Origin of the sequence: Arthrobacter terrae, from assembly GCF_015708085.1 — a bacterium.
Lineage (GTDB): Bacteria > Actinomycetota > Actinomycetes > Actinomycetales > Micrococcaceae > Arthrobacter_M > Arthrobacter_M terrae.
This window is the reverse complement of record NZ_JADNYM010000024.1, coordinates 22,021-43,438: the sequence shown is the minus strand read 5'-3', so window position 1 is coordinate 43,438 and position 21,418 is coordinate 22,021. Positions and strand designations below refer to the sequence as shown.

Genomic DNA, 21,418 nt, shown 5'->3' with positions numbered 1-21,418 from the left:
GGAAGCAGCTAGAGCGGACTAGGAAACCGGGTAGATTGCTCTCTGGCGGCTAGGCCTCCAGAGGATCCGCTTCGCGGAGTGCTGCCTCGAGTAGCTCGAGGTCGATATGGGCGTGCTCGGCACCGATGGTTCCTGCCCGTTCCACTTGGCGTTCACAGATTGCCGCCACGAGGTTTTCGTGGTCTGCCAACGCGCGTAACTCCATCTCGCGCATGCCGATGGGCGAACCCCAAAGGTACGCAGGAGCTGCGATGCTCACTCGAGACTCCAGCTCAAATAGCGTCCCTCGCAGAGTGGCGTTGTGGGCGGCCTCAGCGATGGAGAGGTGCAGCAGTTCGTCTGCCTTCTGGGATGGTTGGCCTGAGCCCGCGTTCCGGAAGCACTCCAGCCGCTCACGCAGAACCTGGACGTCGACGTCGGTCCGGTTTTTAGCGGCGGCGCGCGCAATTGTGCCGTGCAGCAGACTCACGGCCTCGCAAGTATCGCGCAGGGCATCCCAGCGGGCTGTCAGCGTCCGGTGGACGGATGCATTCGAGGTCGGCCCCGATGGCTCCCGCACGAAAGAGCCGCCACCCCGGCCGCGCCGAGTTTCGAGCAGGCCACCCTGCACGAGACGTGCGATCGCTGAGCGCACCGTCATCCGCCCCACCTGAAGAGAGGCGGCGAGCTCGCGCTCGGCGGGTAGCCGGGATTCCGGCAGGTACTCACCGATTGCGATCGCGGTAATGAGCCGGTCCGTAATCTTGTCGACGGCAGACGCCGGTGTCTGCACCCCGGGCAAGGCGCTCGGCAGGGTGCCAGTCGAAACTGCCTGCCCGGCCGCTGCTGCACGAGAGAGCTGATGCTGCCGTGTCATGGTCTTGTCCATTCACATCAATTTACGAAAAGGTCTTGGCTGGAGACCATTTATGGTTCATGCTGTTGAAAAGCAGCGGCAAGCTGCTGCCCGCACGTGACGACTACCCACAGGAGTGCCAGTGTCAACGCATCTTACGAGACTAGTCCCCTTCGGCGATTACCAGACGTGGGTGCGAATTGAGGAGCCCGAAACGCCTCGTGCGGGTGCCTTGCCGCTGATCGTTCTGCACGGTGGTCCCGGCATGGCCCACAACTACTTACGCAATATTGCCGAGCTCACGGGCACCGGGCGCACCGTGATTCTGTACGACCAGCTGGGGTGTGGCAACAGCACCCACCTACCCGATGTGGCCCCTGATTTTTGGACCCCGCAGCTCTTCGTCGACGAGTTCACGAATCTGGTCGAACAGCTTGGTTTGTCCTCTTTCCATTTGTTGGGCCAATCGTGGGGCGGGATGCTCGGGGCCGAAATCGCAACCCGCCAGCCCGCGGGGCTGGCGAGTCTGGCGATCTGCAACTCTCCGGCATCGATGGAACTGTGGTCGCAGGCCGCGACCGAGCTGCGGGCGCAGCTCCCCGACGAGGTGCAGCGGACGCTCGCAGCACACGAGGAAGCGGGCACCATCACCGATCCGGCCTACATTGCCGCAACCGATGAGTTCTACCGGCGGCACGTCTGTCGGCTTCTTCCGACTCCGACGGACTTTCAGGAGAGCGAAGACCAGATGGAGGCCGAGCCCACCGTCTACCACACCATGAACGGGCCCAATGAGTTCCACGTTGTCGGAACGTTGCGGAACTGGACCATCATCGATCGGCTCGACGCCATCCAGGCACCGACTCTTGTGGTCGCCGGCGAGTACGACGAAGCCACGCCCGCCACGTGGCAGCCCTTCGTCGACGGCATCAAGGACGTCAACAGCCATGTCTTCGGGAATGCCAGCCACTGCGTTCACCTGGAACACCCAGCCGGATTCCGGGCAGTCATTGGCGATTTCCTGACCCAGCACGATCACTAAACCAGGGGTATTCGTACCCCTGACCACATGTTCACTCCGAGAGAGAGCACACCCCCATGACCATCGCAGGTGACTCGTCAGAATTGAGCCCTCAGCAGCAGCTGGAGGCTTACGGCTACAAACAGGAACTCAAACGCACCCTTTCCACGGCCGATCTGCTCATCTATGGCCTCATTTTCATGGTGCCGATCGCACCATGGGCCATTTTCGGAGTGGTGTACAACGCCGCCGGTGGCATGGTGCCGCTGGTTTATCTGATCGGTCTCATCGCCATGATTTTTACGGCGCTGGCCTACCAGCAGATGGCGAAGGCGATCCCGCTGGCCGGTTCGGTTTTCTCCTACGTGGGTCGTGGTATTCACCCGAACGCCGGCTTCTTCGCCGGTTGGGCAATTCTGCTTGACTACCTGCTTGTGCCCACGCTGCTGTACGTGTTCGCTGCGGAATCGATGGTGGGCATCTTCCCCGGTTCGCCGCGCTGGGTATGGGCGCTGATCTTCGTAGCCATCAACACCGCTATCAACCTCATGGGAGCCAGCTCAATGAAGTTGATGAATCGGGTCTTCCTGGCCATCGAGCTCGTTTTCGTAGTGATCTTCATCGTCATCGCGATCACGGCACTTAGCGGCGGAACCATCCCCGGGGCTGTTTTCTCCACAGAGCCGCTGTGGGACGCAAGCAGGGTGACCGGTCCGCTCATCGCCTCCGCGCTATCGATAGCAGTGCTGAGTTTTCTGGGCTTCGACGGGATTGCGACCCTGTCGGAGGAGGCATCCGGCGGGCGAAAATCAGCGGGACGAGCAATGGTCCTGGCCCTGTGTATTGTGGCGTTCCTGTTCATTGTGCAGACCTGGCTGGCCAGCGCGCTCGCCGGCGGTCGGGAGTCGTTCAGCGACGACCAGGTGGGCAATGCGTTCTTCACTATCGTGGAGGCCGCCTCAAACAGCGGCTGGATGACGGCGTTCTTTGCGGTGAACGTGCTCGCTGTGGGAATCGCCAACGCCATGGCCGCGCAGGCCGCAACCTCGCGACTGCTCTTCTCAATGAGCCGCGACCGTCAGCTACCGGAGTTCCTGCACCACCTTAACCACCGCCAAGTACCCCAGAACGCCATCATTGTCGTCTCGGTCGTCTCCGCGATCCTGGTGCTGTTTTTTGTGGGCCAGATTGATCTGATTTCATCGCTGGTGAACTTCGGTGCACTGTTCGGCTTCATGCTGCTGCACCTGGCGGTCATCGTGCACTACATCGGCCGCAGGAAATCACGCAACTTTTTGCTGCATCTCGTGGTGCCGATTATCGGGTTCCTCATCATCGGCTACGTGCTGCTGAACGCTAACATCGACGCGAAGGTCGGTGGCATTGCCTGGCTGATCGTGGGTGCCGCAGTCTTCGCGTACTACCGGAAAACCGGGCGCAAGACCGACCTGTCCGGTGAAGGGGATGTGAACGTAGATGAAGTTCCTGCCACCGGTGAGCGAGGGGGGCTGTAGATCATGGACCACTTCCTGGATAAGACCCACGGCAAGTTCAGCTTTTCGGCGGATGAAAGTCCAGCGCTTCGCATTAGGCCCGGCACCGGTGAGCTGATCGGTTTCGAAACGAGCGACGAGGTCTATCGCCAACTGCACGAATACGGTGATATGGACAAACTCACGGTAGGGATCAACCCGATCACCGGTCCGGTATACGTCGATGGGTCCGCGCCGGGCGACGCTTTGGCCGTAACCATTCACGAAATCCGCCTCAAAGACTGTGGCTGGTCCGTGAGCCTGCCGGGCACCGGGGCTCTGCAGCACGTGATGGGCAGCGATATCTTCGCCCGGCGCGTGCCCATCGATGAGACCGGTGTGCACGTTACGGACCGGCACACGTTCACGGCGCGGCCGATGATCGGATGCATCGGCACAGCTCCAGCAGCGGGTACCAATTCCACGATCATGCCCAGCTATGGGCAAGGCGGAAACATGGACCTCACCGAATGCCGCCCCGGCTCCACCGTTTACCTTCCGGTCATGGTCGACGGCGCCTACCTTTCAATCGGCGACATCCACGCCATCATGGCCGAGGGCGAGTCCTCGTTCGTAGCGATCGAGGCCGAAGGGATCGCGGTCGTCAGTGTGGACCTCGTCAAGGGCATGTCCCTCCGTGCCCCGCGGGTGGAAACCGCTGACGAATGGATCTTCGTCGGCCTCGGAGATCCGGTTCAGGAAAGCATCATCCGGGGCTATGAAGACATGTTCCATTTCTTGGTCGACGATCACGGCTGGGAGGCCGGCGACGCCTACGCGGTGATGAGCGCCGTCGGGCACTCACGCCTCGGCGGCCCAACCGGTTCCTCAGACCCAGACCCTTTGCACCCGATGGCGCCCATCGGAGCGGTGACGACGCACCGGCTCTCGAAGAGCGTGCTGTGAGCATCCACGTACAGAAGCCCTCCGGCGCGTCCGGTTCATCGCCGGATCTTACAGGAGCGGGAAGTCACTGACGCCGGAAGTTGAAGGGACTGTACCTGTTGACCGTCCGACGAACGGTCGTACCCAGTGCAAAGCGATGAGGCGAACGATGTCTCGCGCTATTGCCATTGGTGCGTATAGGGGCATATCGTTAACTATCGTTGTATATCGTTCACGCTTCATTCGAGGAGACCATGATGCATAATTCATTCCCGGCAGGCGGTTTTGGCGGCGCCAACATCGACGGCGTGTGGCAGGCCGTTGAGGAGTTGCGTTCCAGGTTTGAGAAGCGCTCGGGCACCCGTGCGGGTCGAGGCGAGGTGCGGTCGGCAGTGTTGGCCCTGCTCGCGGAGCGGCCGATGCACGGTTACCAGATCATCCGTGAAATCGAGGAGCGAAGCGGTGGCAGCTGGAAGCCCAGTGCCGGCTCCGTCTACCCCACACTGCAGCTGTTGGCAGATGAGGGGTTCATCAGTGCCGAGGAATCCAACGGCCGCAAGGTCTACTCGCTGACCGAGGCCGGTCGGGAGGAGGTGGCGGGTACTGACGCGTCGGCTCCGTGGGAGTCAACGGGCCCGGCGTCAGGCACTGGGTTCGCGGCGCTGCCCAAGGCCGGCGTTGAGCTCGCGCAGGCCGCGGCCCAAGTGGGACGCACCGGGACGTCCAAGCAGGTGCAGGAGGCCGTGAAAGTGCTCGACGAGGCACGTCGGCGGTTGTACTCGATCCTCGCCCAAGACTGACGGGGGTGACGTCGGTTCGTCGGGACCGGGCAGATCCGGTCCCCGGCGCCAGGGACATCCGTGCCCGTTACCGGCGCATCCTGCGCTTCGCGGCGTGGAATCTTGCGGTGACGTGGTGGTTCGAGCTGGTACTGCCTCGCGTCGGGCTGCGCAGGATTGCCGAACGCACACGGACTAAGCGGATGCGGCGCTTCGCGCAGCGTTTCCATGTGCTGGCGGTGGAGCTTGGCGGTCTGATGATCAAGGTCGGTCAGTTCATGTCGTCCAGGCTCGATGTGCTCCCGCCGGAAATCACCGCTGAACTGGAAGGGCTGCAGGACGAGGTGCCTCCCGTCCCGTTCCCTGCAATCCGTGCCTTGGCGGAGGCGGAGCTGGGTGCGTCGCTGGATGCGGTGTTCGCCTCGGTCCAGGAGACGCCAATCGCCGCCGCTTCCCTTGGGCAGGCGCACCGGGCGCAACTTCTTCCCGGCGATGCCGCTGACACCGGGCTGGACAGCGTGGTGTTGAAGGTGCAGCGGCCGGGCATTGACGCGATTGTTGACGTCGATCTGGCCGCGCTGCGCAAAGTGGGCGGTTGGCTCAGCCACGTACGCATCGTGTCCGATCGCGCCGACGTGCCCGCCCTGGTCAAGGAGTTTTCGCAGACCAGTCTGGAGGAGATCGACTACCTCAATGAGGCGGCGAATTCAGAACGCTTTGCCGCTGATTTCGCGGACGACGACAGGGTAGCCGTGCCCGGCGTCGTGTGGGAGCGGACCACCCGCCGCGTGCTCACGCTCGAAGATGTCACGGCAATTAAGATTACGGACTCGGCGGCGCTTCTTGCGGCGGGAATCGGCCCGGCGCTGGTTGCCCCGGTTTTTGCGTCGGTGATGTTTGACCAGTTGTTCACGAACGGTTTTTTCCATGCCGATCCGCATCCGGGCAATATCTTTATCACCCCAAGTGCGGGCTCATCGGCAGAGCGTCCGTGGAAGTTGACGTTCATTGATTTCGGCATGATGGGTGAGGTTCCGCCCAAGACGCGCAGCGGATTGCGGAAGCTGCTGATCGCGGCAGCGTCCCGCGACGGTAAGGGGCTGGTGACCGCGATCAACGACGTCGGTGTGCTGGTGCCGTCGGCTGATACGACCGAGCTTGAGCGGGCAATGACGCATCTCTTCGCCCGGTTTGGGGGGATGGGCTTCGCTGAGCTTCGCGATGTGGATCCGCGCGAGTTTCGTGATTTTGGCGTGGAGTTCGGCGACGTGGTCCGCTCGTTGCCGTTCCAGCTGCCGGAAAACTTCCTGCTGATCATCCGCGCAATGTCTCTGACGTCGGGCGTGTGCAGCTCGCTGGATGCCCGGTTCAATCTGTGGGACTCGGTCGAACCCTATGCGGCGCAGCTGCTGCGCGACGAGCGCGGCAACGTCGTCCAGGACGTGGCGCAGCAGGCCCTCGACGCGGCCGGGGTTGTGCTGCGTCTGCCCAAACGCCTGGATGGGCTTGTTAGCCGTATCGAGGAGAGTTCGCTGCCGGTGTCCAACCCGCGGCTGGAACGGCAGATGGCACGGCTTAACCGGATGGCTCAGCGGTTGGCATCGGTGCTGATATTTGGCGCCCTGCTCATCGCCGGGTCCGCGGTACGAGCGGACGATACGGTGCTCGGCAGCGTGCTGATGGCCGTCTCGGTGGTTCCGCTGCTGCACGGGCTGTGGGTGGGGCGGCCACGCCCCTAAGGGAGCCGGGGTGGCTGATCCGCTCGTACCGGTTTTGTGCCATGTCCGGGTTAGGATTCAGTGTTTGCTCGATTTTCCCAATAGGCAAGGACGACATGGCACAGACCCAACCCCGGCAGGGCAAGCGCGCCGCCGTGGTCATCAACCCGATAAAGTCGCCGGGCGATGATTTCAAACCCACATTTTCCGGGTTGTGTGCGGACGCTGGCTGGGACGAGCCGCTATGGCTGGAAACCACCAAGGACGATCCTGGCAGGGGCCAGACCAAGGAGGCCCTTGACGCCGGCGTCGACGTCGTCATTGCGGCCGGCGGCGACGGCACTGTCCGGTGTGTCGCCGGGGTCCTTGCCGGTACCGATACAGCCATGGGTTTGGTGCCGCTGGGAACGGGTAACCTGCTGGCCCGCAACCTTGGTATTTTCAGCACGGCACCGGTGACCGCAGCACGTAACGTTCTGCACGGTACCGAGACCAAGATCGACGTCGTGCAGGCGAGACTAGACGATGAGGAGCACGGTCGGATTTTCCTCGTCGCGGCCGGACTCGGATACGATGCATCCATTATGGCCGACGCCGTCGAGGGCCTCAAGGACCGCGTGGGTTGGCTCGCCTACGTCGAATCCGGCATCCGCAATCTGTCAGGTAAACCGGTTACCGCCAGAATCACGGTTGACGGTAAGGAAGAGGGCCACCGCAAGGTTCGGGGCGTCATGGTGGGTAATTGCGGAAAGTTGATGGGCGGCGTGGAGATTTTCCCGGGGGCTGTGAACACCGACGGGATCCTCGATCTCCTGACACTCGCCCCGCACGGCAGGTTTGGCTGGATCAGCGTTATCGCCGGGGTCTTAGGGAAGAACAAGAGCACTAACCGGTCGGTGCGCAGCCTTTCCGGTAAGACTGCGGACATCGTCCTGGACCGACCGCAGGAATTCCAACTCGACGGGGATCACCTCGGCCAGGCAACGCGCCTGCGCGTTAGCGTGGATCCGCTGGCGCTGACTATCAGGATGAAGACATCCGGGCCAGACACGGATTGAAAAGGAGCACATTTCCTTGGTTCCCGTCCGGCAGGCCTGCAGGGTGTTGCGATGTATTGCGTCCGCCCCGGACGCCCCTTCCTTCTGCCGCTGCCGATCCTTACGTAGGCTCGACGATAAGCGGCAGATGGACTTTTGAAGGGAAAAACCATGGCTTCCAACTACTGGTCCAGCACACTCGACGCTGATCCTGCAGCGGCGCCACCGGCCGTCCCGGTGGGCGATAAAGCCGAACACCACGACATCGTCATCCTCGGCGGCGGGAATGCCGGTATCTCGCTGGCCGGGAGGTTGCACCGGTACGGATTCCGGGACATCGGGATCGTTGAGCCCAGCGACAGGCACCTGTACCAACCACTGTTCTCTCACATCGGCGGCGGAACCGCTCGGGCAGAGGAGGCGGTACGGCCGCAGGCTGATGTCATGCCCAAGGGGGTCCGGTGGATTCGCGACGCGGCGGTGGACATTGAACCGGACGCGCAAACCGTCCGACTGGCCGCAGGGACGATGCTGACCTACCGCCAGCTGGTAATCTGCCCGGGCATACGGCTGGACTGGGACGCGGTGCCCGGCTTAGCGGAGGCGATGGACACACCCTGCGCATCCTCCAACTATGTGTTCGAGCTCGCCCCGAAGACGTGGGAGCTTGTCCGCGGACTGCGGCGGGGAACGGCCGTCTTCACCATGCCGTCCGGGACGGTGAAGTGTGACGGTGCCACTCAAAAGATTATGTACCTTGCCTGTGATTACTGGCGGCAGGAAGGTGTTCTCGACGATATCCGCGTGGTCATGGTAGTGCCGACTCCGACCGTCTACGGAGTGGACGTGGTGGACCAGGAACTGAACCGGAAGATCGCAGAGTATGGGGTGGAGCTGCGCTACAGCAGTGAGGTCACTGCCGTGGACGGCGCCGCCCAAACGGTGACGATCTCACCGGTAACCAACCCGAAAGCCCGGGCAGAGTCAGTGGCAGCAGGCAGCGAGGTCCTTCGCTACGATCTGCTTCATGGGGTGCCCCCGCAGGTGGCCCCGGACTGGCTCCAGTCAACTGGCCTGACTCGACCCGGGGAGCCAGGCGGATTTGTCGATGTAAACCCGGAAACCCTGCAGCACAGTCGCCACCGGGACATCTGGTCCCTTGGTGACGCAGCCGGCACCAAGAACTTCAAGTCGGGCGCTTCGCTGCGGAAACAGACTCTGGTGCTCGCCAAGAACCTGAAGGCCGCAAGCAAGGGCAAGGCCCCCCGCCATAAGTACGACCACTATTCCACGACGCCGTTCACCGTCTCCCGGTCCACGGTGGTATTCGCTGAATTTGACCACCTGCACAAGCCCAAACCGACTTTTCCGTGGCGCGGGAGCATGAAGGAGCACCACGCCACCTGGATCCTGGAGCGCAATATTCTCCCTCGGGTCTACTGGCACCTCATCCTCAAAGGACGCGCCTAAATAGCCCGCTCGAGGCGCTCAGGGCACCCAGCCGATGGAGCCGGTGCCCTTGAGCCGAATCACGGCGACGGTGGCATCGAAGTCAGGCCCTGGCTCCATCCGCAGGAAGTATGGATCATCGCCCTCCAGAATGAGCGCATCCAATTCGCGAAGCCGGTGACGGCCTTCGGCCAGCGCGGAGCCGGATCCGACGATGACGGCCACCACCTCCTGCAACTCTCGTTTGACGTCGAAGCCGGTACCGACGCTACGTACCTGAATTTCCGGACGGACCAGTTCCGCGTCGGCGCGCACCTCGATGCGCGATGCCGAGCCATCGCCACGCCCAAGGTTGGCGCTGACCGGAACGCCCTTACGCTGACTTCCATTCGGCGCGGTGGCCGCTTCAAAAACGCGGATGTCCCATTGCCACCGTTCCCGGCGCGGAGTGTCGGGGGAGGCGGCCACTTCCAAGGCGCCGTCGGCAACCTCGCGATGGGACCCTGCCCTCAAGACCAGCCTCACGGCAGCCGCCCCGCATTGGCCAATTCCTTGGCTTCTGCGGCCAGCATCCGCGCCAGGATCCTCCGGGCCTTGGCAACACCGGCATCTTGGGCGATCAGCACATCCGGAAGACGTGCGGGACGGGTTTCCATGCGCTCCTGCTGCAGAGCCAAGGCGTCTTCGTCCTCGGTCAAGACCTCGCCCAGGCTTTGTTGGAGCAGCTCGTTCATCGCCTCGTCACCAACGGCGAAGTCGCGGCAAAATGCGTAGAAGTACCACGCGGTGTTCTCGGTTGCCGGAGTAATGGCATTGAGCACAGTGAGCAGATGCCCGTCTTCACGGCGGCCACCTGGCTCCACCACACCGGCGTGGATTACGTGCAGGCTGGGGATCTGGAATTCGGTCGTGTGCCAGCGGTCCACCAAAGTCAACCCGGTGGCCTTTTCAAACAGGGGTGACGGGTGGCACCCCGGCATCCATCTGTCAACGCTGACCGTCTGTGCATCAACCTCCACGGTGATGCCGTTTTCGTAAACGGCTTCATCGCCGATGGTGGACTGGTGCAGGAAACTCTCATGGGTCAGGTCCAGCAGATTGTCGTGGATCAAATCCGCGCTGCTGTGAAAGAGCCTGGTGTGGGTCACGCGGTCCCAGGCCGGATCCGTCATCCAGTGCGTATCGGGCACGGGAACAGCCGCGGCTTTTTCCGGATCCCCCATCCATATCCACACCCAGCGGTGAGCTTCAACGACGGGAAAAGCCTGTACCACGGCACGTTCCGGGATACGTTCCTGAGCTGGGACCCGGACGCAGATTCCGGCGCAATTGTATTCGAACCCATGGTAACCGCACTGGATGTTGTCGCCGACAAGCCGGCCTGCCGAGAGTGGGTATGCGCGGTGGGCGCACCGGTCGTCAAGGGCGACGACGCCGCCGTCGAGCTTTCGGTAGAGCACGACGTCGTCCCCGAGTATGGTGCGTTTCATCGGTTCGTGGACAATTTCGTCAGATGAAGCGATGACGTACCAGGCATTCTTGATAAACATGGATTTTCCTCTAAACAAGGCCGCTGGCAGCGGCGGCGGTCGGTTGTAGCAGTTCTCTGTCCGGACGCAGGGCGCCTCGCAGTAGTTCCAGCCCGCGCTCGGTGGGCACGCTGATCCGTACGGTCCCGGGTAAACCCAGACTGCTTCCCGGTCGCACCGATATTCCGTGTCGGAGCACGGCTGAGACGAACTCCGTCTCGGCAAGGGTCTGGACGAGGAGAAAGTTTGCCTGGGACGGGACGACCGGGTAGCCGGCCTGTTCCAGCAGGTCGACCATTTCGGCGCGGATGCGCAGCGTGTGTTCGCGCACGGCGAGCGGGTGTGCTGGGTCCCGCAAAGCGGCCAGGGCGGCAGCCTGTGCGACAGAGCTGACGGAAAACGGCGGCCGGATCTTTTGTAGCGTCGCGATGATGTCCCGCTCCGCCACCAGGTAGCCCACCCGCAGGCCGGCCAGCCCATGAATCTTGGAGAACGTCCGCAGGACGGCAACCCCTCCGCCCGCCACGAGCGGGATGGCAGTCTGGGCGTTCGGATCATCGGTGAAATCGATATACGCCTCATCAATGACCACGAGCCGCGCCGGGCTTCGCGCCACGAATTCGCGGATGCCGGCCGGCGTGCACACCGTTCCCGTCGGATTGTGCGGATTAACCACATAGGCGATATCCGCATCGACGGCAGCCATCGTTTCCAGATCATGCGCCCAATCCCGCAACGGCACCTGTGTCAGCCGGGCGTTGACCGCATACGTACTGATCCTGTCGATTTGATAAGGGGGTGCTGCGCAGACGGCATGGCCTCCTTGGGCCAGGTAGGCCGAGGCGAGCAGGAAGATCAGCTCATCGGAACCATTGCCGATGAGGATCTGGTCCGCGGCAACGTGATGCAGCGACGCCAGCTCTGACCTCAATTCCTGCGCCAGCGGGTCGGGGTAACGATGTGATTGCGCCAGTGCGCCGCAGATTGCCGCCGCGACATCGGGACTGGCTCCCAAGGGGGATTCATTAGATGCCATTGATCCGTCCGCGATCGGGGCTCGATTCCCCGGCTGATAGGGCTGCAAACGGTTCAGCCACGGGCGTTCAGCAATGGTCATGAGGTGGGCCTTCCGGCTAGGGGAATGTGATGTAGCGGCGCCAGGTGGGGGTGTGGGCGGCCGTGTCGTCCCGGGTTTTCGTTCCGGCCTTCGTCCCGCATTTGTTCATATATACGACCGATATGCGGATATGTGAACACGATACAAAGACGTTTGCAGTAAGTCAATGGCCTAAGGGGGATTCCCGCCAGATGATTTTGGGGCGCTCCGTCATATTCGGCCACCCATTGACAGTGACGTAGGCCACACCATACTGTTTCTCTCATATCGAACGCTGTTCGTATATGTGAATTTGTCAGCGAGTTTTCAGTTGCCGCCCCCCTTGGAGGATGCCCCGTGAGTGCCATCGATCCCCGCCACAAAATCCGCAAAAGTGCCCTGTTCGCCGTCCCGATTCTTGCCGGTCTCTTACTATCGGGGTGCAGTGCTGCAACCCCCGGTGACGTGAACGCGGCGGTGAAGGACGAGGCTGCGGACAGCACGGCACCGCTTTACAAGTCGCTGCCGGAGTCCGTCCAGAAGGCGGGCACCATCCAAATTGGTTCCGCCATTGACTACCCGCCCTTCGAGTACTACGAGGCCGCGGGCCCGCTGGCCGGCTTCGAAGTCGAGTTGTCCAAGGAGCTGGAAAAGCAGCTCGGTGTCTCCTTCACCTGGAACAACGCCAGCTTTGACACCCTGCTGCCGGCATTGACCACCAAGAGGTACGACGTCATCTTTGGCGCCGTCAATGACACGGCTGAACGCGAAAAAACCTTCGATATGGTGTCATATCTGCAGTCTTCCCAGGGATTTGTCGTCCAAAAGGGTAATCCGGCCGGACTTGCCACGGTTGAAGACCTCTGCGGAAAGCCCATCGCGGCCGTGCGCGGAGGCGTTCAGCCACAGTATCTCGAGGCCCAATCCAAGGTGTGCACCGATGCCGGCAAACAGCCCATCGACGTCCTCACTTTTGACGGCAACGCCGCCGAGCAGCTCGCGGTAAAACAGGGCAAGGCTGTGGCAATGCTTGAGAACTACCCGACGGCCGCGTACTTCGCCCAGCAGTCCGAGGGCAAACTTGAGGTCGTCAGTGGGCTGCAAGTGGAGAAGCGCTTCTTCTCGATGGTCTTCAGCAAAAAGGAATCAGCGTTGCGTGATGCCCTGGGGAAGGCTTGGCAGGCCATCATTGACGACGGCTCGTACCAGGCGGTACTGAAGAAGTGGGATCTTGGCAGCATTGGCATCACCGAGTCCACGGTGAACCCAGTGACGGCCGGCATCAGTCCCAAGTAGCCCACCGTGCCCGATGAACTGACAACAGGAAAAGGAGCACGTGGTGGTAGTCGAAAACAAGCTTGAGACCGGGCGCGAAGTGCCCGCTGTGCCAACGTCCGCCAGGGCGCTGACAGTTGTCCCGCTGAAATACCCCGGACGGTGGGTGCTGGCTATTGTGATTCTAGTGTTGCTGGCCCTGCTCGTGCGGGCATTCGTGGTCGCTGACATCGATTACGCCGTGGTGGTCGAATACTTGACGGTCCCCGGAATTCTTGAGGGAGTGCGCAATACGCTGCTGCTCCTGCTGCTGTCCATGGCGTTGGGGCTGGTCCTTGGCGTGCTGACCGCAGTGATGCGCCAGTCGCCGAACCCGGTCCTGCGCTGGGTCGGGGGCGGGTATGTTTGGCTGTTCCGGGGTACTCCGCTTCTGGTGCAGCTGCTGATCTGGTTCAACCTGGCGATCATTTTCAATACCTTCACAATCCCGGGCCTGGTGTCCATGCCCATGAACACGCTGATGACGCCGTTCCTGGCGGCCTTGCTGGGCCTTGGCATAAATGAGGGTGCCTACATTTCGGAAATCGTGCGTGGTGGCATCCTCTCCGTCGACCACGGCCAACGCGAAGCTGCCTCGGCCATCGGAATGCCGCGCGCCAAAATCATGCGCAGGATCGTCCTGCCACAGGCGATGCGCGTGATCATTCCGCCGCTGGGCAATGAATTCATCGCATGCTTGAAGTTCACGTCCCTGGCCTACACTATTTCCTTCAGCGAGCTGCTGCACTCCGCGAACAAAATTTACACCGCCAACTTCAAGGTGATCGAGCTGCTCTTCACCGTAACCATCTGGTACCTGGCCCTGACCACCGTGTTCAGCATCCTGCAGCAGATGTTGGAAGACCGGCTCGGCCGCAGTTCGCCGGGGTCCAGACCCAGTTTTGCGCGCCGGCTTCGTAAAAACCTGGCCCTCAGGAGGACCGCATGAGCAAGCAACTGATCGTCCATGCCGAGCAGGTCACCAAATCATTCGGCGAACTTCAGATCCTCAAGGGGATTGACCTGCAGGTTTTTCGTGGTGAGGTGCTGTGCATCATCGGTCCCTCGGGATCGGGTAAGTCCACGTTTCTGCGGTGCATCAATCACCTGGAGAAGATCGACGGCGGACGCCTATCGGTTAACGGCTCGCTGGTCGGCTACCGCCAGAACGGGGACAGGTTATACGAGCTAAGGGACAAGGACGTCTGCCGCGAACGGGCCAATATCGGCATGGTTTTCCAGCATTTCAACCTCTTCGGCCACAAGACTGCGCTGGAAAATGTCATCGAGGGTCCGGTGCAGGTCAAAGGAATCTCCAAGAAGAAGGCGACCGAACAGGGCATGGCGCTGCTGGAACGCGTAGGACTAGGAAGCCGGGTACACGCCTACCCGTATGCCATGTCCGGCGGGCAGCAGCAACGAGTCGCCATCGCCCGCGCACTTGCCATGGAGCCGCAGCTGATGCTTTTCGACGAGCCGACCTCCTCACTCGACCCCGAGTTGGTGGGGGAGGTCCTTGACGTGATGAAAGACCTGGCCAGTTCCGGGATGACCATGGTGGTGGTGACCCATGAGATGGGCTTTGCCCGTGAGGTCGCAGACGGAATAGTCTTCATTGATAATGGCTGCGTCGTTGAGCGGGGCCAGCCGCACGACGTTTTGGGCAACCCCCAAGAGGAACGCACCCGGGCGTTTCTCAGTGCGGTCCTTTGATAGGCGAGGAGTAGGAACAAATGAGCACCTCGGTTTTGCGGGCCCTGAAGATCCTCGAACTACTATCCGGTTCGGACAAACCGCTGCCGCTGACCCGGATAGCCGAGCAACTGGACATCCCCAAAAGTACCGCACATGCAATTCTGCGGGCTCTGGCCAGCCAGGAGTTCCTCGAAGTCACCGAGCATGCGTCCTACTCCATCGGCCTGAGGGCGTTCGAAGTCGGTGCCGCGCACCTGCGCTCCAATAACGCCGTCGACATTGTCATCCCACAACTGGCGTATCTCACGAAGGAGCTGGGCATCACCTCGCACTACGCTGTTCTCGACGGAACCGACGCGGTCTACCTCTGCAAACAGGATCCTCCCGGTCTGGGGATTAAACTGGCAAGTTCCGTGGGTGCCAGGCTGCCGGCCGTTGTAACGGCGGTAGGCAAGGCAGCCTTGGCCTGGTTGCCGGGTAACGACCTGGCGGCTCACCTGCCGGCCGGTGCAGAACAAAGACGGGACGGCGGGATCATGGCCGAGCTCGCCCAGGTGCGGGAGCGCGGCTACAGCCTCGATGATGGCGCAACAGCTTCCGGTGTCCGCTGCATTGCTGCGCCGGTTTTTAGCCCCTCCGGCGCGCCGGGCGCCATTGGCGTCAGCTACATGCTCGGTTCGGCCGTGGATGCCGAGGCCGTTTCAGTGCACGTGATGAACTCTGCCAGCCGTTTGACGCAACTGCTGGGCACATTGACCCGGAAGGCCACCGCATGAAAGTTTCGCAAGCCCTGAAACTGGTCTCGATCAAGCCGCCCTCCGGAAGCCGGACCAGCCGCAGGTTGGAACGGTGCCGGACCATCGATGATGTCCGGCTGGCCGCTAAACGCCGATTGCCGCGGCCCGTGTTCGACTATGTCGACGGCGGTGCGGACGGTGAGGACTCGCTGCGGAACAACACAGACGCCCTGAGTCGCTACCATTACCAGCCCAGAGTCCTGACGGATGTCAGTAACCCGGACATTTCCGCTACGATTCTGGGGCGTAAAACCGCTGCCCCTCTGGGCTTTGCGCCCACCGGTTACACCAGGATGATCGATCCGCGCGGGGAGCCTGCCGTCGCGCGGGCGGCCGCAAGGGTGGGCATTCCTTATGTGCTCTCCACGATGGCCAGCACGTCATTGGAGGATCTGGCCGGAACCGCCGGCGTGAACTCTGCGGACCTCTGGTTTCAGTTGTATGTCTGGAAAGATCGCGCCCTGACCCTTGATCTGGTCAGTCGGGCGTCGGCCAGTGGGTACCGCGTGCTTGAAGTCGCCGTGGACACGGCGGTCACCGGCAATAGGCTTCGCGACGCGCGAAATGGCTTGACCATTCCCCCGGCCCTCTCGCTGAGGAGCCTGGGCGACATTGGCAGCCGGCCCGGATACTGGGCCGGCATGCTGGCCGGCCCCGCCCTAAAATTTGCCAATGTGGAGGGCCGGGCCAGCGGCTACAGCGTCGATAACATCGGTCAATTGTTTGACCCCGGCGTGACGTGGGAGGACCTGGAAACCTTGCGCGATGCGTGGCCCGGACAGCTCATATTAAAGGGGCCGATCGGCCCCGCCGACGCCAAACGCGCGCAGAGCCTGGGCGTGGACGGTGTGCACTTGTCCAACCATGGAGGCAGGCAGCTCGACCGGACCCTCGCGCCGGTGGATCTTGTTCGGCCGGTCCGGGCCGCCGTCGGCGCAGATTTCGCCATTCTGGTGGATTCGGGCATCCGGCATGGCTCGGACATCGCTACCACCATCGCCCTTGGAGCTGACGCCTGCATGGTGGGACGCGCGTACCTGTGGGGTCTGGTGGCCGGCGGCCAGGACGGGGTGGAACACGTTGCGGGCCTGCTCACCGATCAGTTCCGCCGGACGCTCCAATTGTTGGGAATGGCCAGCGTCGAGGAGTTGCGTGCAGCCGGACCAGGCATACTGTCCCCGCGCTGCGTCTGAGGGCACCATCGGTGACCTGTCTGCCTGCGAAACGCGGCGGTCAAGGCCCCGGGCGGGACACGCAGGGTGGGACACGCACGCAGTATCCAACGAAAACGAAAAGAGGGAAAGCATGGATGTCGTCCACGACTTGTCCGCAGCATTGCCCGGCCTGGTACAGACTGATCCTTCGGTTTTGCAAATGTACCGCGCGGACCGCTCCGGTCATCTGGCGTTAGGCACGGCACTGGCGGTGGTCCACGCCCGCACCGTCGCAGATGTGCAGACCGTGTGCAGAATTGCCCACGAGCATCGCACCCCGGTAGTCACCAGGGGCGCCGGCACGGGCCTCTCCGGCGGTGCCATTGCCGGTGCCGGAGAAGTCGTCCTTTCCACGGCCTCCATGACACGGATTCTGGAGGTCTCACCCGATAACCGGCTCGCCGTCGTCGAGCCCGGCATCCTCAATGGAGACCTGAACCGCGAACTGGCAAAGCAGGGCATGTGGTGGCCCCCGGATCCGGCAAGCAAAGACATCTCAACCGTTGGCGGAAATATCGCCATGAATTCCGGTGGCCTGCTGTGCGCCAAATACGGCGTCACCCGGGAAGCCGTTTTGGCGTTGAAGGTGGTGCTGGCCGATGGCCGGCTGATTTCGGTGGGGCACCGCACGGTCAAGGGGGTCACCGGCTACGATCTGTGTGCGTTGATGGTCGGCTCGGAGGGTACTTTGGGCGTGATCGTCGAGGCTACGCTAAAACTGCGCTCCGTGGTATCCGGCACAGTAGCTACAATTGCCGCCTACTTCGATTCAGTCGGCGACGCCGCTGCGGCCTCGGCCGCCATCACCGCTGCCGGCCTGCAGCCGGCAATGATGGAGTTGCTGGACCGGCGCACGCTGGAATGTGTCAGTCGCTATACTGGCGTGGACCTACTCTCACGAGGCAATGCTTACTTTCTGCTTCAGTGTGACGGCCCCGGCGCAGAATCTGAGGCGTCGGAGATGGCCGGGATCATCCGCGATGCCGGGGGGCGGGTGGAAATTACGACCGATCCGGAGACTGCCCAGGCCCTGGTGGACGTGCGGCGGCAGGTATTCCCGTCTCTGGAGGCTATGGGGACCTTGCTGGTTGAAGATATCGCCGTACCCCGGTCTCAAATGACTGAGGCGTTTGCTAAAATCCGTGATCTTGAAAGCAAATATGGTGTCATGATTCCCACCACTTGCCACGCCGGGGACGGCAATCTTCATCCAAGTTTCGTCTTCAGCGGGGAATCGGTCCCGGACTCCATCTGGGCCGCCGCGGGGGAACTTTTCGCCCACGCATTGGCGCTGGGCGGCACTCTATCCGGCGAACATGGCATTGGACTTCTCAAGCGCCGCTGGCTCGGCGACGAACTCGGCGCCGTCCAGCTTGAACTGCAACGGCAGATCAAGACTGTATTTGACCCGTACAACCTGCTCAATCCGGGCAAGGTGTTCGATCCGGTGCCAGCGCCACTCGTGGACTCGGTGACCTTGTGAAGCCTTGAAGGGCCTATGGCGGATAAGCATTTCAGCTGTGCGGGCGCGGATCCACGGCCGGGGAACAGGGTAGGCTGCGCGGCGTACCCACAATAAACGTAACCCTGCAGACCTCACCATCAATCCGCCCGCACTTTCCCTCCTTGACAGGCAGATCTTCCAGGTTCAACAATTGAAATGCATTATCTATCTGTTGCCAGGGCCCTGGACCCTGGACCCTGGCAATACCCTCGCTTGAGCGTGGTCAGGGAACGGCATGTGCAGCACATCTACTCCGCAGCGCATTGATGATACCCGTGAACCGGGAGCGGCAGACCCGCGTTTGGCATCCGCCATCTCCGTGCGGTTTTCGCCAGTCAAAATGCGTCATGTCCATGGCCCACGCGCAGGTTTCGGCTCGGATCGTGTAGGTGATCCGGACGGCCGCTTATTCGGGTGGGACACTGCGGAGACGACGGTCTTCATCCAGTCGCCACCTGCCCAGTCCGTCGACATCAGTGCGCTGATCCGCGCGGAGACCGACTCGGATACAGACCCCAGCGGATTGCCTACAAGAACACATAGCCAATGAGATGGCGGCGGCCATTCGCAACTGGCTGAGTCAGAGCACTCATGTTGGGCGATATGACCGCTTCGGAACAAAGGAGGCCCCCAAATGTCCGAGACAACTCGCTCAGCTTCGACGGTAGGAAAAATGCGATGGCGCCGCCTTATCCCGATCGCGATCATTGTTTACATCATCTCGTTCATGGACCGCACGAACATCGGGTTCGCTTTCGCGGGGATGCATAAGGATCTGGGGATCAACGACGCCCAGCAGGGCCTTGCCGCAGGTATTTTCTTCATCGGCTACCTCAGCCTGCAGATACCCGGAGGCTACTGGGCCGAACACTGGAGTGCAAAAAAGTTCGTTGGGATTATGGTCCTCGTCTGGGGTGTTATCGCTGTCCTCAACGGCTTCGTGCAGAACTATTGGCAATTGCTGCTCGTACGGTTCCTGCTCGGCGTCGCGGAAGCGGGAATCTGGCCGGCCATCCTAGTGCTCATCAGCCACTGGTTCCCCGCGGCCGAACGTGCCCGCGCCTACGCCTTCTGGATCACGAACATTGCGATCGCGTCGATAATCACCGCACCACTTTCAGGCTGGATCCTCACGTTCAGCGACTGGCGGACGCTGTTCGTCGTCGAGGGGCTCTTCCCATTCGTGATTGCGGCACCGCTATGGTGGATCTTCGTAGCCGACCACCCACGTGAGGCGAAGTGGTGTTCACCCGAGGAACGTGAGTACATTGAAAGTGGCCTCGCCGCGGATGAGGCAACGGCGGAAAGGCTGTCCGGGGGAAAGCAGGTGGGCTTCCGTCAGGTGCTGTCGAACAGCATCGTCTGGCGTCTGACGCTCGTCTACTTCCTGATCCAGATCGGCTTTTACGGAATCAACATCTGGCTGCCCACGGTCGTGAAGACAATCACCGGCGGAGCGTCCTTCGAGGTCGGATGGGTCACTGCAATACCCTACGTTTTGGCGATAATCGCGTTGTGGTACAACGCGAAAGCAGCAGACAAGACCGGTCGCTACTCCACACATGTCCTGCTCTCGATGGCTGTCGGCGCGGTCGCATTGGTGGCTTCGGTCGCAACCGGTAACAACATCCCTGTCCTTGCGATCGTTTTCATCAGCATCGCCGTTGCCGGTGCACTGGCCTACGATGGACCGTTCTGGGCGGCGGCCTCCCGCGCCATGCCTATGGCTGTGGCCGGCGTGGCAATGGGACTGATCAATGCCGTGGGCAACCTCGGTGGCTTCGCGGGCCCGTACGTCAGCGGCATCCTCCTGGGTGTATCCGGTGGCAGCTTCTTCGTTTCATCGATCTTCCTCGCCTGCTGTCTGCTGGCCGCCGGCTTGGTCATGCTCACGCTGCGGCGCGGTGGTGACCGACCTGTCGGAGAACCAGACGAACCCGTGGCACACGATACCGACGAGGCCAGGTGAAGAAGATCCCGCGATCAGCATCCAGTGTAGGGGGCTGCTGTCAGGGTCGGCGACGCTCGCGCGTGGCTCACCGCTTCCTGGGATCGGTCCCTTGCAATCTGGTTGCCGCGGGCAGATGCTGTAAGCGAATAGATGATTTATGGATGGAGAGAACGGATGAATATAGCAGATTTTCCGGATGACCGTACTGCCGTTCTGACCGGCGCGGCCTCCGAGCGCGGTATCGGCAGGGCCACGGCTCACCGGCTGGCCCGCGACGGTTGGGCGATCGCGATTGTGGACATCGACGGCGCCGCTGCTCACGGCGCAGCAGAGAGCATAGCGGCGGAGCACGGGGTGAGAACACTTGGCGTGGCCGCGGACGTATCCGACCCAGCGTCGGTGGACAACGCTATTGGCGCGGTCGAGGCGGATCTGCCGCCGATCGTCGGCCTTGTCAATCTGGCGGGGATCAGTTCCCCAACCAAGTTTATGGATATCACACCGGAAGAATGGGACCGGGTATTCGCTATCAATATGAAAGGCACGTACCTGGTGACGCAACGGGTGCTGCGGGGCATGATCGAACGAGAGTTCGGCCGCGTTGTCAGCGTCTCCTCCATCTCTGCCCAGCGTGGTGGTGGAAGCTACTCCAAAGTCGCATATAGTGCCGCGAAGGCCGGAATTATTGGCTTCACGCGCGCACTGGCACGGGAAATGGGCGAACACGGCATCACAGCCAACTGTGTCGCGCCAGGGCCAATCGACACAGACATTATGGGTGGCACCCTCACTGAGGAGCACAAGGCGCAACTATCAGAAGGTGTCCTGGTTGGGAGGGTTGGCACCCAAGGTGAGGTCGGCGCACTGATCGCCTTCCTGCTCGGGGCGGATTCCGGCTTCATCACGGCGGCCACCTATGACATCAACGGTGGGCTGCAGGTCTCCTGACTGAAGGGCGATCATGGCTCGGGGTCGCGTACCCGCCACCGTCCGTGCTCCGCTGACCACTCATGCGCGGCGAAGGCCCGTGCAGGTCCCGGGAGAGCTGTCCATTCGAACGGC

The 21,418-nt window shown here is 61.9% G+C and carries 19 protein-coding genes; 15 read left to right on the top strand and 4 right to left on the bottom strand.

The genetic code is table 11. From position 1 onward, the window contains the following. Positions 1 to 49 precede the first annotated feature (49 nt). Positions 50 to 856, bottom strand: a complete 807-nt coding sequence (locus IV500_RS16765) for a FadR/GntR family transcriptional regulator (RefSeq protein WP_196397961.1) — start codon at positions 854 to 856, stop codon at positions 50 to 52. Positions 857 to 977: 121 nt separating this feature from the next. On the opposite strand from IV500_RS16765, the gene IV500_RS16760 reads away from it, so the two are divergent. The 7 genes from IV500_RS16760 to IV500_RS16730 all read left to right on the top strand — a co-directional run bounded on the left by IV500_RS16760 (position 978) and on the right by IV500_RS16730 (position 9,277). Further along, entirely contained in the window at positions 978 to 1,877 is a 900-nt protein-coding gene (locus IV500_RS16760; protein ID WP_312875969.1) for a proline iminopeptidase-family hydrolase, read from the top strand. 56 nt (positions 1,878 to 1,933) lie between these two features. Next, the gene (locus IV500_RS16755; protein ID WP_196397959.1) at positions 1,934 to 3,370 is read left to right on the top strand and encodes an APC family permease; all 1,437 of its coding nucleotides are present in this window, start codon (positions 1,934 to 1,936) and stop codon (positions 3,368 to 3,370) included. Positions 3,371 to 3,373: 3 nt separating this feature from the next. Further along, positions 3,374 to 4,294 carry an acetamidase/formamidase family protein gene (locus tag IV500_RS16750; RefSeq protein ID WP_196397958.1) on the top strand — a complete coding sequence of 307 codons (921 nt, stop codon included), beginning with the start codon at positions 3,374 to 3,376 and terminating at the stop codon, positions 4,292 to 4,294. A 236-nt stretch (positions 4,295 to 4,530) separates the two neighbouring features. Beyond that, positions 4,531 to 5,073 (top strand): PadR family transcriptional regulator, encoded by a 543-nt coding sequence (locus tag IV500_RS16745; protein WP_196398001.1) that lies wholly within the window; start codon positions 4,531 to 4,533, stop codon positions 5,071 to 5,073. 5 nt (positions 5,074 to 5,078) lie between these two features. After that, positions 5,079 to 6,791 carry an ABC1 kinase family protein gene (locus IV500_RS16740; protein WP_196397957.1) on the top strand — a complete coding sequence of 571 codons (1,713 nt, stop codon included), beginning with the start codon at positions 5,079 to 5,081 and terminating at the stop codon, positions 6,789 to 6,791. Positions 6,792 to 6,886: 95 nt separating this feature from the next. Then, a complete protein-coding gene (locus tag IV500_RS16735; RefSeq protein WP_196397956.1) occupies positions 6,887 to 7,828 on the top strand; it encodes a diacylglycerol/lipid kinase family protein in 942 nt (313 codons plus the stop codon). Between the two features lie 150 nt (positions 7,829 to 7,978). Further along, the gene (locus IV500_RS16730; protein WP_196397955.1) at positions 7,979 to 9,277 is read left to right on the top strand and encodes an NAD(P)/FAD-dependent oxidoreductase; all 1,299 of its coding nucleotides are present in this window, start codon (positions 7,979 to 7,981) and stop codon (positions 9,275 to 9,277) included. Positions 9,278 to 9,295: 18 nt separating this feature from the next. On the opposite strand, the gene IV500_RS16725 is transcribed toward IV500_RS16730, so the two are convergent. From IV500_RS16725 to IV500_RS16715, 3 genes are read right to left on the bottom strand one after another with little or no spacing between them, the layout of a single operon-like run. After that, positions 9,296 to 9,781, bottom strand: a complete 486-nt coding sequence (locus IV500_RS16725) for a hypothetical protein (RefSeq protein WP_196397954.1) — start codon at positions 9,779 to 9,781, stop codon at positions 9,296 to 9,298. Continuing rightward, complete coding sequence (locus tag IV500_RS16720) at positions 9,778 to 10,806, bottom strand: Rieske 2Fe-2S domain-containing protein (protein WP_196397953.1); 1,029 nt, start codon at positions 10,804 to 10,806, stop codon at positions 9,778 to 9,780. Before IV500_RS16720 ends, IV500_RS16725 begins: the two co-directional genes overlap by 4 nt. Before the next feature lie 10 nt (positions 10,807 to 10,816). Further along, positions 10,817 to 11,902 (bottom strand): pyridoxal phosphate-dependent aminotransferase, encoded by a 1,086-nt coding sequence (locus IV500_RS16715; RefSeq protein ID WP_196397952.1) that lies wholly within the window; start codon positions 11,900 to 11,902, stop codon positions 10,817 to 10,819. 336 nt (positions 11,903 to 12,238) lie between these two features. Between IV500_RS16715 and IV500_RS16710 the strand changes: the two genes are divergently transcribed. From IV500_RS16710 to IV500_RS16675, 8 genes are all read left to right on the top strand, one after another. Then, positions 12,239 to 13,177: an ABC transporter substrate-binding protein gene (locus IV500_RS16710; RefSeq protein ID WP_196397951.1), complete on the top strand. Its 939-nt coding sequence runs from the start codon at positions 12,239 to 12,241 to the stop codon at positions 13,175 to 13,177. Between the two features lie 40 nt (positions 13,178 to 13,217). Beyond that, positions 13,218 to 14,144 (top strand): amino acid ABC transporter permease, encoded by a 927-nt coding sequence (locus tag IV500_RS16705; RefSeq protein WP_312875968.1) that lies wholly within the window; start codon positions 13,218 to 13,220, stop codon positions 14,142 to 14,144. Beyond that, on the top strand, positions 14,141 to 14,908 hold the full coding sequence (locus IV500_RS16700) for an amino acid ABC transporter ATP-binding protein (RefSeq protein WP_230855089.1): 768 nt from the start codon (positions 14,141 to 14,143) through the stop codon (positions 14,906 to 14,908). Before IV500_RS16705 ends, IV500_RS16700 begins: the two co-directional genes overlap by 4 nt. A 20-nt stretch (positions 14,909 to 14,928) precedes the next feature. Then, a complete protein-coding gene (locus tag IV500_RS16695; protein ID WP_196397950.1) occupies positions 14,929 to 15,666 on the top strand; it encodes an IclR family transcriptional regulator in 738 nt (245 codons plus the stop codon). Next, a complete protein-coding gene (locus tag IV500_RS16690; protein ID WP_196397949.1) occupies positions 15,663 to 16,880 on the top strand; it encodes an alpha-hydroxy acid oxidase in 1,218 nt (405 codons plus the stop codon). The genes IV500_RS16695 and IV500_RS16690 overlap by 4 nt, the downstream gene beginning before the upstream one ends. A 112-nt stretch (positions 16,881 to 16,992) precedes the next feature. After that, a complete protein-coding gene (locus IV500_RS16685) occupies positions 16,993 to 18,384 on the top strand; it encodes an FAD-binding oxidoreductase (protein WP_196397948.1) in 1,392 nt (463 codons plus the stop codon). 655 nt (positions 18,385 to 19,039) lie between these two features. Beyond that, complete coding sequence (locus IV500_RS16680; RefSeq protein ID WP_196397947.1) at positions 19,040 to 20,374, top strand: MFS transporter; 1,335 nt, start codon at positions 19,040 to 19,042, stop codon at positions 20,372 to 20,374. Positions 20,375 to 20,530: 156 nt separating this feature from the next. Then, positions 20,531 to 21,304, top strand: a complete 774-nt coding sequence (locus tag IV500_RS16675; protein WP_196397946.1) for an SDR family NAD(P)-dependent oxidoreductase — start codon at positions 20,531 to 20,533, stop codon at positions 21,302 to 21,304. The last annotated feature ends 114 nt before the right edge of the window (positions 21,305 to 21,418 follow it).